15 protein-coding genes and 1 other RNA gene are annotated in these 12,325 nt (G+C 61.8%); 8 read left to right on the top strand and 8 right to left on the bottom strand.

Features of this window, described 5'->3' with window-relative positions; genetic code table 11:
* Nucleotides 1-146 precede the first annotated feature (146 nt).
* Nucleotides 147-686: an SH3 domain-containing protein gene (locus tag FHT75_RS15000; RefSeq protein ID WP_028755675.1), complete on the top strand. Its 540-nt coding sequence runs from the start codon at nt 147-149 to the stop codon at nt 684-686.
* Here the strand turns inward: FHT75_RS15000 and FHT75_RS15005 are convergent.
* Nucleotides 679-1,671: an adenosine kinase gene (locus FHT75_RS15005; protein ID WP_028755674.1), complete on the bottom strand. Its 993-nt coding sequence runs from the start codon at nt 1,669-1,671 to the stop codon at nt 679-681. The genes FHT75_RS15000 and FHT75_RS15005 overlap by 8 nt on opposite strands.
* Nucleotides 1,672-2,186: 515 nt before the next feature.
* Here FHT75_RS15005 and FHT75_RS15010 point away from each other — a divergent pair.
* A complete protein-coding gene (locus tag FHT75_RS15010; RefSeq protein WP_028755673.1) occupies nt 2,187-3,134 on the top strand; it encodes an AEC family transporter in 948 nt (315 codons plus the stop codon).
* A 133-nt stretch (nt 3,135-3,267) separates the two neighbouring features.
* Here FHT75_RS15010 and FHT75_RS15015 read toward each other — a convergent pair whose 3' ends face one another.
* Nucleotides 3,268-3,831: a c-type cytochrome gene (locus FHT75_RS15015; RefSeq protein WP_028755672.1), complete on the bottom strand. Its 564-nt coding sequence runs from the start codon at nt 3,829-3,831 to the stop codon at nt 3,268-3,270.
* Nucleotides 3,832-3,985: 154 nt separating this feature from the next.
* On the opposite strand from FHT75_RS15015, the gene FHT75_RS15020 reads away from it, so the two are divergent.
* Both FHT75_RS15020 and FHT75_RS15025 read left to right on the top strand, forming a co-directional pair.
* Nucleotides 3,986-4,741 carry a 3-deoxy-manno-octulosonate cytidylyltransferase gene (locus tag FHT75_RS15020; RefSeq protein WP_028755671.1) on the top strand — a complete coding sequence of 252 codons (756 nt, stop codon included), beginning with the start codon at nt 3,986-3,988 and terminating at the stop codon, nt 4,739-4,741.
* A gap of 10 nt (nt 4,742-4,751) precedes the next feature.
* Nucleotides 4,752-5,606 carry a prephenate dehydratase gene (locus FHT75_RS15025; RefSeq protein ID WP_028755670.1) on the top strand — a complete coding sequence of 285 codons (855 nt, stop codon included), beginning with the start codon at nt 4,752-4,754 and terminating at the stop codon, nt 5,604-5,606.
* A gap of 38 nt (nt 5,607-5,644) precedes the next feature.
* Here FHT75_RS15025 and FHT75_RS15030 read toward each other — a convergent pair whose 3' ends face one another.
* The 5 genes from FHT75_RS15030 to FHT75_RS15050 form a co-directional block, all read right to left on the bottom strand.
* Nucleotides 5,645-6,013 carry a VOC family protein gene (locus tag FHT75_RS15030; RefSeq protein WP_017962745.1) on the bottom strand — a complete coding sequence of 123 codons (369 nt, stop codon included), beginning with the start codon at nt 6,011-6,013 and terminating at the stop codon, nt 5,645-5,647.
* Nucleotides 6,014-6,148: 135 nt separating this feature from the next.
* The gene (locus tag FHT75_RS15035; protein WP_028755669.1) at nt 6,149-6,409 is read right to left on the bottom strand and encodes a hypothetical protein; all 261 of its coding nucleotides are present in this window, start codon (nt 6,407-6,409) and stop codon (nt 6,149-6,151) included.
* A gap of 70 nt (nt 6,410-6,479) precedes the next feature.
* Nucleotides 6,480-7,175, bottom strand: a complete 696-nt coding sequence (locus FHT75_RS15040; RefSeq protein ID WP_028755668.1) for a helix-turn-helix transcriptional regulator — start codon at nt 7,173-7,175, stop codon at nt 6,480-6,482.
* Nucleotides 7,176-7,179: 4 nt separating this feature from the next.
* Nucleotides 7,180-8,139 (bottom strand): NAD(+) diphosphatase, encoded by a 960-nt coding sequence (gene nudC / locus FHT75_RS15045; protein WP_028755667.1) that lies wholly within the window; start codon nt 8,137-8,139, stop codon nt 7,180-7,182.
* The gene (locus FHT75_RS15050; protein WP_028755666.1) at nt 8,136-8,546 is read right to left on the bottom strand and encodes an HIT domain-containing protein; all 411 of its coding nucleotides are present in this window, start codon (nt 8,544-8,546) and stop codon (nt 8,136-8,138) included. Before FHT75_RS15050 ends, nudC begins: the two co-directional genes overlap by 4 nt.
* Before the next feature lie 89 nt (nt 8,547-8,635).
* On the opposite strand from FHT75_RS15050, the gene ffs reads away from it, so the two are divergent.
* The 3 genes from ffs to FHT75_RS15065 all read left to right on the top strand — a co-directional run bounded on the left by ffs (nt 8,636) and on the right by FHT75_RS15065 (nt 10,992).
* Nucleotides 8,636-8,732: signal recognition particle sRNA small type (gene ffs, locus FHT75_RS15055), an RNA gene on the top strand.
* A 45-nt stretch (nt 8,733-8,777) separates the two neighbouring features.
* The gene (locus FHT75_RS15060) at nt 8,778-10,646 is read left to right on the top strand and encodes a DNA polymerase III subunit gamma/tau (RefSeq protein ID WP_063473527.1); all 1,869 of its coding nucleotides are present in this window, start codon (nt 8,778-8,780) and stop codon (nt 10,644-10,646) included.
* Nucleotides 10,647-10,668: 22 nt separating this feature from the next.
* Nucleotides 10,669-10,992 (top strand): YbaB/EbfC family nucleoid-associated protein, encoded by a 324-nt coding sequence (locus tag FHT75_RS15065; RefSeq protein ID WP_063473528.1) that lies wholly within the window; start codon nt 10,669-10,671, stop codon nt 10,990-10,992.
* 34 nt (nt 10,993-11,026) lie between these two features.
* On the opposite strand, the gene FHT75_RS15070 is transcribed toward FHT75_RS15065, so the two are convergent.
* Nucleotides 11,027-11,656: an MOSC domain-containing protein gene (locus FHT75_RS15070; protein WP_063473529.1), complete on the bottom strand. Its 630-nt coding sequence runs from the start codon at nt 11,654-11,656 to the stop codon at nt 11,027-11,029.
* A gap of 57 nt (nt 11,657-11,713) precedes the next feature.
* On the opposite strand from FHT75_RS15070, the gene recR reads away from it, so the two are divergent.
* On the top strand, nt 11,714-12,319 hold the full coding sequence (gene recR / locus FHT75_RS15075; protein WP_047617368.1) for a recombination mediator RecR: 606 nt from the start codon (nt 11,714-11,716) through the stop codon (nt 12,317-12,319).
* Nucleotides 12,320-12,325: the final 6 nt, after the last annotated feature.

Genomic DNA, 12,325 nt, shown 5'->3' on the forward strand with positions numbered 1-12,325 from the left:
AGGGGTGATAATTTTCCCATTCCGGGCATTTTCTACCAGACCCGCACGCGAAGACAAACAAAACTCGCGGTGCAGCCGGGGAATGTCAGAGCCCGGACCGCGAGCAGGCCGGGCCTGCCCGCGAATTCGAGCAAACGGAAACCTCCATGCGCAGCAAAGTTCTGAAGTCCTGCCTCGCCCTTGCCATCGCTCTGGCTACATCCATGGGAACCGTCGAATTCGCCCATGCGCAGGCGGCCAAAGGTCCAAGCGGATTGCCATTGCCGCGTTTCGTCACCCTGAAATCCAAGCGCGTCAATCTGCGCATCGGCCCGGGAACGGATTACGCCGTCTCGTGGATGTACCTGAAATCCGGCCTGCCGGTGGAAATCATCCAGGAATACGACAACTGGCGCCGCATCCGCGATGCCGACGGGACCGAAGGCTGGGTCAACCAGTCGCTGCTATCGGGTCAGCGCGCGGCGATCGCCGCCCCCTGGATGAAGACGAAAGGCAAGGGCGTCTATGTCAATCTGCGCCGCGAGGCGCTGCCCTCCGCCTCGATCGTCGCCAAGCTGGAACCCGGCGTGATGATCACGATCGGCGAATGCAACGGCGACTGGTGCCGGGCCGAAACCGAAGGTGCCTCCGGCTGGGTGGCGCAGTCGGAGATCTGGGGCGCCTATCCCGGCGAAGCCTTTAAATAAGCCCTGCCTGTTTGGCGGCCTCGGCAAGCGAGGTCATCGGGCGCGGGCCGATCTGCTGAATGACAATGCCGGCGGCCAGGCAGCCGAGCTTGCCGCAATCCTCCAGAGAGCGCCCCTGGGTGTAGCCATAGAGGAAACCGGAGGCGAAGAGGTCGCCGGCGCCCGTCGTATCGACAACTTCCCTGATCCGGATCGCATCGACGTAAAAACGCTCGTTGCCCTTCAGGATGACGGCGCCATGCTCGCTCATCGTCACGGCAGCGATCTTGCAATCGGCGGCGATCCTGTTCAGCGCCTCCTCGAAATCATCGGTCTCGTAGAGCGACAGCGCTTCCTGGCGATTGGCGAAGACGATATCGACCTTGCCGGAGCGCATCAGATCGAGGAATTCGCCGCGGTAGCGGCCGACGCAGAAACTGTCGGACAGCGTCATCGACATTTCGCGGCCGTTTTCGTGGGCGATGCGGGCACAGTCGAGAATCGCTTCCTTGGCGCGTGGCGGATCCCAGAGATAACCTTCGAAATAGGTGACCTTGGCGTCGGCGACGACGTCGGGCTCGACGTCTTCGGGGCCGAGCTCGACGCAGGCGCCGAGATAGGTGTTCATCGAACGCTCGCCGTCCTCGGTGACGAAGATCATCGAGCGCGCCGTCGGCGGGAAAGTGCCCTTGGGCCGGGTCTGATAGTGGACGCCCTGGGCGCGGATGTCGTGGGTGAAGATGTCACCGAGCTGATCGGCGGCGACATTGCCGAAATAGGCAGCCTTGCCGCCGAGGTTAGCCACGCCCGCCGCGGTATTGCCGGCGCTGCCGCCGGAGGCTTCGAGCGCCGGTCCCATGCGCGAATATAGAAGTTCGGCGCGTTCGGCATCGATGAGGTTCATCGCCGCTTTGGTGATCTGGTTGTCAATGAGGAACTGGTCGTCGCAACGGGCAATGATATCCACGATTGCGTTGCCGACTGTCAGAACATCGAATCTTGTCATGAAAAGGGAAGTCCCCGGATTTGTGATAGCCGGGGTTTGGTCTTAGCGAAATTTCCGCGGTTTGGAAGGATAAATGGGACGACGCTTCTATTTCTTCGCAAAAGTGCCGCCTATTCGTCATGTCGCTGTCATTTTCAAAATCTAGAAATACTCGCAGGAAGACCGGCATGAGCAGCTTTCAGTTGCAGCCGGGCGCACGAGGGATGACCCTTCGATCTTACCGGCGCGATGCTGACCACGGATGAACTGGCAGCTTTGTGATCCGGATATCCGGCAGGGCCGGAGCGGAAAAGCGGGCTGAGCCCGCTTTTTTTGCCTTTGGGTGCCCCGGCTGCCGGATCGGGCGGTGATGGCCTTTTCAATCCAAACAGTTTGCTGGTACTCAATAATTCCGTAAATCGATTCCGCTTTACGGAATTATGCAGGAATTCAAAGTGCTGCAGTGTCCTTTGCGCATCTGAAAAGCGCGCGACGCTGTAGATGTCGGATACTCCCCGCGCAGAGCAACCTCCCTCATGTCAGCCATCATTCTCGACGTCCTTCCCATCTTCCTCCTGATTCTCATCGGCTGGGTGATCGTCCGCAGCGGCCTGATGGCATCGAATGTCGGCGATGCGCTCGGCGAATTCGTCTTCAAGATCGCCGTGCCGCTGCTGCTCTTTCGCACCATCGCCGAGGCGGATTTTCATGGCGCCTCGCCCTTCCGGCTCTGGATCGTCTATTTTTCCGGCGTCGCCATCACCTGGACGGCCGGCCATCTCGCCGCCACGCGGCTCTTCGGCCGCGACGAACGCATCGGTGTCTTGGCCGGCGTTTCCTCGGCCTTCGCCAACAATGTCTTTATCGGACTGCCGCTGGTCGAGCGTACCGTCGGCGACGAGGGGCTGGTGGCGCTGTCGATCCTGCTTGCCGTGCATCTGCCTGTCATGATGGTCGCGGGCACGGTGCTGATGGAGCATGCCGAGCGCAAGATCGACGGCAAAAGCGACCGCAGCATGATGTTCGTGCTACGCCAGATCGCCATCAATCTCGTGCGCAACCCGCTGGTGATCGGGCTTGCGGCCGGCATGGCCGTGCATCTTTCCGGTCTCACCATGCCGACGGCGGTGGCATCGGTCGTCGGGCAGATCGCCGGCATCGCCGGTCCGGCGGCGCTGATATCGCTCGGCATGGCGCTGGAGAAATACGGCGTCTCCGGCAATGTCGGCATCGCCAGCGTCACCTCGACATGCAAGCTGCTACTGCTGCCCGGTTGCGTGTGGGCGGCGAGCCATCTCCTCGGCCTCAGCCCCGAATGGACGGCAGCGATCGTGCTGACTTCCTCCGTACCGACGGGCGTCAACGCCTGGCTGATCGCCAACCGCTTCGGCGTCGGTCACAGCCTTGCCGCCTCGACTATCACGGTGACGACGGCGCTCGGCGCCATCACGGTCTCGCTCTGGGCCTATTTCCTCGGCGCCTAGAGCGGTTCAGCTTTTTTACGCGATTCCCGGCAAAACCACTTCGCGCTTTGCCTGGAATTGCTTGGCGGATCTCCGCAAAACGAAAGCCCGGCTTGCGGGCCGGGCTTCCATACCATGCGATTGTCCTGCTGCGTCACTGCGTCGCGGTTTTCGGATCCGGCAGCGGCACCGGCGAATCGGCCAGCGTGTGCAGGTAGAGGATGACGTTGGCGCGATCCTGATCCTTCGCCAGACCGGCGAAGCCCATCGCAGTGCCGGGAACGTCCTTCTTCGGCGCCAGCAGGAACTTGTTGAGATATTCGAAAGTCCACTTCTCGCTGCCGCCCTTGGAGAAATCCTTCATGGGAGCGGAATAGGCGAAGCCTTCATGCGAGGCGATCGGGCGATCTACGACACCAAAGAGGTTGGGACCGACCTTGTTCGGTCCCCCTTTGGTGCCGTCATGACAGGCCTGACACTTCTTGAAGACCGTTTCACCGGCCTTGGCATCTGCAGAAGCGAGCAATTGCGCGATCGGAACGGCAACGGCAGGCGCAGCCTCACCACCAGCGGCAGGCGCCTCTTCGGCAACGATCGCGAAACCTTCCTTTTCCGGCGCTTCGGAATGGAAGATCCCTTCGGACGCGATGGAGACAGACATCAGAACGAAAATCGTCCCGAGCAGCGCCCCCACGGCCGTATTGACGTATGAATTCATCTGCAATGCTCCCCTTGCAGCCGGCAGACCATAAACCGGACCATCTTGAAATCGCGCGGAACCTATGTCTTTTGGTGGATCGTTGCAACTGTCTAAATGGTCTTGTGCGTGAGACTTTTTGACACTTTTCAGCCCGGAATAGAAGGCCCGAACAATGAGTGATTCAAATTTAGACGGCGTGCTCGTATTGATCCCGGCGCGCATGGCCTCCACTCGGCTTCCGGGCAAGCCGCTTGCCGATATTTGCGGCCTGCCGATGATCGTTCAGGTGGCGCTGCGCGCCAGGGAAGCGGCCATCGGCCGGGTCGTCGTCGCCGTCGACGATGATCAAGTGTTCGATGCCGTGGCCGCGGCCGGCTTCGAGGTCGTCATGACCAGCACGGATCATCAGTCGGGTTCCGATCGGATCTTCGAGGCGCTGACGAAAGTCGATCCGGACGGAAAGGCGAAAATCATCGTCAACGTCCAGGGCGATCTGCCGACGATCGATCCGGAAACGGTGCGCGCAGCCTTGCGCCCTCTCGAAAACGAGGCGGTCGATATCGGGACGCTGACGACCATAATCGACAATGAGGAGGACAAGACCGCGCCGCACATCGTCAAGATCGTCGGCTCGCCGCTTTCCGACGCCCGTCTGCATGCGCTCTATTTCACCCGGGCAACCGCGCCTTACGGTCAGGGGCCTCTCTACCACCATATCGGCCTTTATGCCTATCGGCGGGCAGCGCTTGAACGATTCGTCTCGCTCGGTCCGTCGACGCTCGAAAAGCGCGAATCGCTGGAGCAATTGCGGGCACTGGAGGCCGGCATGCGCATCGATGCCGAGATCGTTGACACGGTTCCGCTTGGTGTCGATACTCCCGCCGACCTCGAAAAAGCGCGGCGCATCCTCTCCGCAAAGTCGAATTGACGGAACCATCATGAATATCAAGACCAACAGGATCGCCTTCCAGGGCGAGTTCGGCGCCAATTCCGACATGGCCAGCCGCGACATGTTTCCGACCATGGAGCCGCTGCCCTGCCAGACCTTCGAGGATGCGTTCACGGCGGTCGACAACGGCGACGCCGACATCGGGATGATCCCGATCGAGAACACGATTGCCGGGCGCGTCGCCGATATCCACCATCTGCTGCCGGAATCGCGGCTGCACATCATCGGCGAATATTTCATGCCGATCCGTTTCCAGCTGATGGTGCTGCCCGGGGTGACCAAGGACGAGATCCGCACGGTGCACAGCCATATCCACGCGCTCGGCCAGTGCCGCAAGATCGTTCGCGCCAATGGCTGGAAGCCGGTGATCGCCGGCGATACGGCCGGGGCGGCAAAGCTCGTGAAGGAAACCGGCGACCGCTCGATGGCCGCCTTGGCACCGCGCCTTGCCGCCGATCTCTACGGTCTGGAGATCATCGCCGAGAATGTCGAGGATACTGAAAACAACGTCACCCGTTTCGTTATCCTGTCCCGTGACGAAGAATGGGCACAACGGAATTCGGCGGAAGAAAAGGTCGTCACCACCTTCGTCTTCAACGTCCGCAACATTCCGGCCGCGCTCTATAAGGCGCTTGGCGGTTTTGCCACCAACAATATCAATATGACCAAGTTGGAAAGCTACCAGCTCGGCGGAAAATTCGTGGCGACGCAGTTCTACGCCGATATCGAAGGCCATCCGAACGATCCGAACGTGCGCCGGGCATTGGAGGAACTGCGCTTCTTCTCCGAGAAAGTGAGGATTCTCGGCGTCTACAAGGGGCACGCGATGCGAGGCCTGCTTTAAACAGGCCCCGTTCTTAAACAGACCTCGTCATTCGGCGATTATTTATCCGGCTCACAGACGCGCAGGCGATGACCGTCAGGATCGAGCACGACGAAGGTCGGGCCAAAATCCAGCTCGGTCAGTTCCTGGGCGATCGGCAGGCCGCGTTGACGCCAGTCCTCATAGTGCCTGGCGACGGCATTTTCTCCCTCGACCATGAAAGCCACTTCGCCGCGGTTGCCGATGGCGGAGGGCTGCGGCTCGACCTTGCTGCGCCGCCAGAGGCCGAGCGTGAAGCCGCCCTCGAGCGGAAAAGCGACGAAATTCGGCGCTTCCACGGCCGGTTCGCGGTTCAAGAGGTTCCGGTAGAAACTGGCGCTTTCGGCCGGGTCCTTGACGTAAAGGATTATGAGATTGGGGCTGGTCATTTCGGTTCTCCCGTTGTTGTGAAATAAATCCGCGAGGGATCGCCTGCTGCCAATTCATGGCAGCAGGGTGCGACGGGGCGTAGCGATCGCAACGCCCCGTTCTCGTCAGGCAGATTGTTGGAAGGGATAGGCGACCTAAAGCGGGAAACGGTCCTCGCAGTGCGGGCCGCGTCCGTCGATGAAGCCGAGGTCGCGCTTTAGGTAATCCGGCGTTGCTTCAAGGTCGAGGCTGGTGCGGTTCCCCTTGGGAAACCTGAAAATATTGATGACCAGATGCAGCAGGCCGGAGCGCGCCGACTGGCGGACATCGGCAAAAGTTTCGGCCGAAATGACATCGGCAAAGGTGTCGCCCGTAAAGCGGTCGTTGGTCAAATGAATGGCTGGAGGCGTTACCATGATCAGTACTCCTTCCTGGTGGAATGGTACTCATAATAACCCTGCCTACTGACAGTTTCTGGCAGCAGCGTTAGTTCTCGACCGGAACGTCCTGCGTCTCACGCCACTCCTTGAGCAGTACCGTGCGGCGGCGCGGATAACGCACCTCATGCAACGCCATGTCGATAATGCGGTCGGTGCGGAAATGGCGGAAATCCTGGCGCAGTTCGCACCAGGCCATGAGGACACGGACATGCTCGAAATAACCGAGCGCAAAAGGCCAGACGCGACGGCGCGAGATTCGGCCCTGCTCGTCGCCATAATGCAGTTCGAGGATGCGCTCCAGACGGATCGCCTTGCGGATGGCCGAAACATCGGCCTTGTCCTCGTCCCGGCGTTTGGGGCCGACGAAAAGGGCTGCCGAATCGATCATCTCCCGCATATCGGCCGGCAGCACGGCGGCAATCTTGGCCAGCGCGTCGGCGCCGGCGCCGGCAAGGCGCGGCTCGGCGGCGCGAGCCACCCAGCGCGAGCCAAGCACCAATGCCTCCAGCTCTTCTTCTGAAAACATCATCGGCGGCAGCATGAACCCCGGCTTCAGCACATAACCGATGCCGGCTTCGCCTTCGATCATCGCGCCCTGCGCCTGCAGGCTGGCAATATCGCGATACAGCGTGCGCAGGCTGACGCCGGTCTCCTCAGCCAGCACCGTGCCGGTCACCGGCCGGCGGTAACGCCGGAGCGTCTGCAGCAGCGTCAGCAGCCGTTCCGAGCGGGCGACCGGCATGACGCTAGCGCTTCCACTCCACCCAGTCGCGCATCAGGCGGTGGGCGATCGCCCCTTTCGGCGGCGAGGCCTTGCCTGTCGCGCTCGGGCGTTCCAGCATCTCGATCGTTTCCTCGCGGGTGAACCAGCGGCAATCCTCGAGTTCCGTCTCGTCGCGGTTGATTTCGGTGGATTTCGCCTCGGCGTAACAGCCGATCATCAGGGAATGCGGCATCGGCCAGGGCTGCGAGGCGTGGTAGCGGATGCGGCCGGTGCGGATGCCGGATTCTTCCAGCGTTTCGCGACGCACGGCATTCTCGATGGTCTCGCCGGGTTCGACGAAGCCGGCAAGGCAGGAATACATGCCGGGCGCGAAATGCGGGCTGCGGCCGAGCAGGCAGAGGTCGCGTTTCTCGTCGATCGTCAGCATGATGACGACGGGATCGGTGCGGGGAAAGATCATGTGTTGGCAGGCGGCGCAGACACGCTTGTAGCCGCCGATGTGGATCTCCATCGCCGAGCCGCAGCGGCCGCAGAAGCGGTTGTCGCCATTCCAGCGGATGAGGCTGGCGGCCTGGGCGAATTCGCCGAGCAACACCTCGTCGATCAGCATTTCGCGAAACAGCGTGCGACCATCGGCGGGCTTGTATTGGCTGGTGAGGTCGTCGACGCCGATGCCGACGGGAACGGCAAGGCGCGGCTCGCCTGATTTACGATAACCGAGAAGCACCGTCTCATCCCAATCCGGCTGCAATTCCTGGAGCTCATAGCGGGCAAAGAGCGGATCAAGCACCTGGCCGTCATGCTTCAGCACCAGCTTATCCCCGGCGAAGGCGAAGATATGGGTGCCGTCCTTGGCCAGCGCCTTTTCGACGGACTGTTCGTCGCGATGCTCGGAATCGCGATTGAGGTCATTGGCGGCAAAGGCCGTGAGATTGCTGGGTTCCGGATGCGGCACATCCGAATCGAAAAGCGAATGACTCATGATGAAAGGGCTTCCCGCAGCTTCACTGTGAATTCATCTCTCTTTCCGTCTTCGTAGGGTTCCGCGCTCCCGAAGCCCCAGACGGGACCCGGCCAGTTGGCATCGCCTTCGAAGCGGGCAATGACATGAACATGAAGCTGGCGGACGATATTGCCAAGAGCCCCGACATTGATTTTTGTCGCGCCGGTGATCTCCTTCAGGGCTTTGGAGACCAGTTCCGTCTCGAAGGCGAGCAGCACCTGGTCGAGCGGCGTCAGTTCGAAGATTTCGGTGATATCGGCCCGGCGCGGCACAAGAATGAGCCAGGGCCAGCGGGCATCCCTCGACAATCTCAGATCGCAGAGACCGGTAACCATGATGCTGACGCTATCGTTTTCCAGCCGGGGGTCGAGCACGAAACCGTTCAAAGGGCATTCTCCTCATGTTTTCCAACGACTAGCAGTTTTTTTGCATGTTGGCTTGCTTTTGATGACGATATTGCCGATATGTGCATCCGGGAGGTTGGTGGTGGACGAGCCACTCGCCAACCGGGTCAGGTCCGGAAGGAAGCAGCCCTAACGAGCCCGGCACGGGTCATCGTGCCAGCCTCCCACCTTCTCTCCACGAAGTGCCCGACGATCCGGGCGACAAGCAGGGCGATGAGCGACACCGAGCGACAATCAAAAGATGCCGCCTCGACGGGCACCGGGTACCGGGTGCTGGCTCGCAAATACCGCCCCAAGGATTTCACGGACCTGATGGTCGGCCAGGAGCCGATGGTCCGCACCCTCACCAATGCCTTCGAAACCGGCCGCATCGCCCAGGCTTACATGCTGACCGGCGTGCGCGGCGTCGGCAAGACGACGACGGCGCGCATCCTGGCGCGGGCGCTGAACTACAAGACAGCCGACATCGACAAGCCGACGATCGATCTGCGCGTGCCCGGCGAACACTGCCAGGCAATCATGGAAGGCCGGCATGTCGACGTGATCGAGATGGATGCCGCCTCCCATACCGGTATCGACGATATAAGAGAGATCATCGAGCAGGTGCGCTACCGACCGGTTTCGGCGCGCTACAAGGTCTATATCATCGACGAAGTGCACATGCTGTCGACGCAGGCCTTCAACGGCCTGTTGAAGACGCTCGAAGAGCCGCCGGAGCATGTGAAATTCATCTTCGCCACCACCGAGATCCGCAAGGTGCCGATCACCGTGCTGTCGCGCTGCCAGCGCTTCGACCTGCGCCGCATCAGCGCCTCCGATCTTGTCGGGCTGTTTTCAACTATCGCCGCCAAGGAAGGCATCGAGGCGGAAGCGGATGCGCTGGCGATGATTGCGCGTGCTGCCGAAGGCTCAGCGCGCGACGGCCTGTCGCTGCTTGACCAGGCGATCGCCCATGGCGCCGGCGCCGTGCAGGCGGAAGCCGTGCGCGGCATGCTCGGACTTGCCGACCGTGCCCGGATCGTCGATCTCTTCCAGCACGTCATCAAAGGCGACGTGGCCGCCGCACTCGGCGAGTTCCAGAGCCAGTACGAGGCCGGCGCCAATCCGGTGGTGGTGCTGACCGACCTTGCCGATTTCACCCATCTGGTGACGCGGCTGAAATATGTGCCGGATGCGGCAAACGACCCGTCGCTCAGCGAGATCGAACGCACCAAGGCGGCGGAATTCGCCAAGGGTGTTGCGGTGACGACGCTGTCGCGCATCTGGCAGATGCTGCTGAAGGGCATTCCGGAAACGGAAGGCTCGTCGCGGACGGCAGGAGCAGCCGAGATGGTGCTGATCCGACTTGCACATGCCGCACACCTGCCAGCGCCCGAGGATGCGGCGCGGCGGCTTGCCGAATTTTCCGGCGACAATGCCGGTCCGCGGCCCTCCCCTTCGCCTTCCGGCAACGGCGGCGGCAGCGGAACGCGGGTCCCCTATCAGAGCAGTGTCGCGGCGCGCGCACCCGAGCCGACACCACGGCCACTACCCTCAGGGCCGACGGCGATGCTGCGCGCCGTGCCCAATCCCGAACCGCAGAATATCGGCCGTACCGAGGCAAAGCCTGCAGAGGCTCCGAAGCCGCTCGTGCGTGTCAATTCGATCGGCGACATCGTCGACCTCGCGGGCGAGAAGCGCGATGTCAAATTGAAAGCACTGGTGCGCAACTTCGTGCGGCCGGTGCGGCTCGAGCCGGGCCGGCTGGACGTGAACCTCACCGAGGGCGCCCCGAACACGCTGCTTAACGAACTCGCCGTCAAGCTCAAGGAATGGACCGGAATCCACTGGATCGTCAGCACCAGCCGCGAAGAGGGCGGGCCGACGATGGTGGAGGCGGAAGCCAAGGCACAGGAACAGCGCGTCAGCGATGCGCGTCAAGATCCCGATGTCGCGGCGATCCTGGCGCATTTTCCGGGCGCCAAGATCATCGACGTGCGCGTGCGGGCGCCCGAACCGGACGAGGAAGGCGAGGCGACGCCGCCGGCTGCCGCCGAATCCCTTGAAGGTGACATCCTGCCCGGCGACGACATAGAATTCTAAAAGTTCAACAAGGAGCGAGACGATGCGCGACATCATGGGCATGATGGGCAAAGTCAAGGAAATGCAGGCCAAGATGGAGCAGATGCAGGCGGAGATCGCCGAGCTCACGGCCGAAGGCAAGGCGGGCGGCGGCCTCGTCGCCGTCGTCATGTCAGGCAAGGGCGAGCTGAAGAGCCTGAAGATCGACCCGTCGCTGTTCAAGGAAGACGATGTCGAGATCCTCGAGGACCTGATCGTCGCCGCTCACAAGGACGCCAAGGACAAGGCCGAGGCGCTCGCCGCCGAAAAGACCAAGGCTCTGACCGCCGGCCTTCCGATCCCGCCGGGCTTCAAGCTGCCGTTCTGAGACGGGCGCACCTATTCAAGGCCCAAAGTCCGATCTAGCGCGCTTCGTCGCTCTCGGATTCCAACATAGCCCGCAGTTTGTAGTGAATTGGGGCGGCGAGATATCGCGCCCGATCTGCCGCCCGAAGCCGTCGACCGAAAGTCTCCATCAGCTCCGGCATGGTGATCTTGGCTCCGTGAAAGGGCGTGCATTCCACCGACATTCCGGCCTTGGCCACGCCGCTCCGGATGACACGGCAATAGATGCCGGGACGGGCGGCGGCGGTATAACGTTTGACGAATTTCGGATCGGCCATCCTGGCGGCAAACGTGGCGCAGGGGATGCGGCACGCGGTGACTTCGAGGACGAGAGCGCCGATCACGAAGCGGTCACCGACGGCGACATCGCGATTGTCGAGATCCGAGATCACCATGTTTTCGCCGAAAGTGCCGGGCTCGTATGGCCGACCGAGCTCGGTGCTCCACCAGTCGAGCGTCAGCGATCCCTCGACATAAACAGCCTGATCGACACCGCCATGGTGTTTGCGGTTGCAGATGGCATCGCCGACCAGACCTTCGGCATCGATCATCACCGCACCGTTGACGGCATGTTTGAAGATGCCGGTCTTGTAGCTCTTGCCCGGCAGTCTTTCCGGATTGCCGGTGCACAGCGCCAGGATTTTCATGGGATGGCCAATCCTTCCGCGATTCCGTTTCCGTTCCATATCAGTTAAGAACGGCGCATGGCAAAACGAGTCACCGGCCCCGAAATCGAAAAACTCATCCAGCTTCTGGCGAAGGTGCCGGGCCTCGGGCCGCGCTCGGCGCGCCGGGCGGCACTGCATCTGATCAAGAAGAAGGACCAGTTGCTCGGCCCGCTGTCGAATGCGATGGGCGAGGCCTATGACAAGGTGAAGATTTGCTCGCGCTGCGGCAACGTCGATACGGTCGATCCCTGCACCGTCTGCACCGACACGCAGCGCGATCAATCCGTCATCATCGTCGTCGAGGACGTATCGGATCTCTGGGCACTGGAGCGCGCGGGCGCGATGAACGCCGCCTATCACGTCCTCGGCGGCACGCTGTCACCGCTCGACGGGGTCGGGCCCGACGATCTCAACATTCGCGGGCTGATCGACCGGGTCGGCGAAGGCGGTATCCGCGAGCTGATCATCGCCGTCAACGCCACCGTCGAGGGGCAGACGACGGCGCATTATATCACCGACCAGTTGCAGGGGCTGGACGTGAAGATCACCCGGCTGGCGCATGGTGTGCCTGTTGGCGGCGAGCTCGACTACCTCGACGAGGGAACGCTCGCGGCGGCCCTTCGGGCGCGGACAGTGATATGAGGGGTT

It is taken from the genome of Rhizobium sp. BK112, assembly GCF_014193215.1.
Classification (GTDB): domain Bacteria; phylum Pseudomonadota; class Alphaproteobacteria; order Rhizobiales; family Rhizobiaceae; genus Rhizobium; species Rhizobium anhuiense.

Coding starts and splice junctions, on each gene's coding strand:
- FHT75_RS15000 (WP_028755675.1), top strand. CDS start 147: ATGCGCAGCAAAGTTCTGAAGTCCTGCCTCGCCCTTGCCATCGCTCTG.
- FHT75_RS15005 (WP_028755674.1), bottom strand. CDS start 1,671: ATGACAAGATTCGATGTTCTGACAGTCGGCAACGCAATCGTGGATATC.
- FHT75_RS15010 (WP_028755673.1), top strand. CDS start 2,187: ATGTCAGCCATCATTCTCGACGTCCTTCCCATCTTCCTCCTGATTCTC.
- FHT75_RS15015 (WP_028755672.1), bottom strand. CDS start 3,831: ATGAATTCATACGTCAATACGGCCGTGGGGGCGCTGCTCGGGACGATT.
- FHT75_RS15020 (WP_028755671.1), top strand. CDS start 3,986: ATGAGTGATTCAAATTTAGACGGCGTGCTCGTATTGATCCCGGCGCGC.
- FHT75_RS15025 (WP_028755670.1), top strand. CDS start 4,752: ATGAATATCAAGACCAACAGGATCGCCTTCCAGGGCGAGTTCGGCGCC.
- FHT75_RS15030 (WP_017962745.1), bottom strand. CDS start 6,013: ATGACCAGCCCCAATCTCATAATCCTTTACGTCAAGGACCCGGCCGAA.
- FHT75_RS15035 (WP_028755669.1), bottom strand. CDS start 6,409: ATGGTAACGCCTCCAGCCATTCATTTGACCAACGACCGCTTTACGGGC.
- FHT75_RS15040 (WP_028755668.1), bottom strand. CDS start 7,175: ATGCCGGTCGCCCGCTCGGAACGGCTGCTGACGCTGCTGCAGACGCTC.
- nudC (WP_028755667.1), bottom strand. CDS start 8,139: ATGAGTCATTCGCTTTTCGATTCGGATGTGCCGCATCCGGAACCCAGC.
- FHT75_RS15060 (WP_063473527.1), top strand. CDS start 8,778: ATGAGCGACACCGAGCGACAATCAAAAGATGCCGCCTCGACGGGCACC.
- FHT75_RS15065 (WP_063473528.1), top strand. CDS start 10,669: ATGCGCGACATCATGGGCATGATGGGCAAAGTCAAGGAAATGCAGGCC.
- FHT75_RS15070 (WP_063473529.1), bottom strand. CDS start 11,656: ATGAAAATCCTGGCGCTGTGCACCGGCAATCCGGAAAGACTGCCGGGC.
- recR (WP_047617368.1), top strand. CDS start 11,714: ATGGCAAAACGAGTCACCGGCCCCGAAATCGAAAAACTCATCCAGCTT.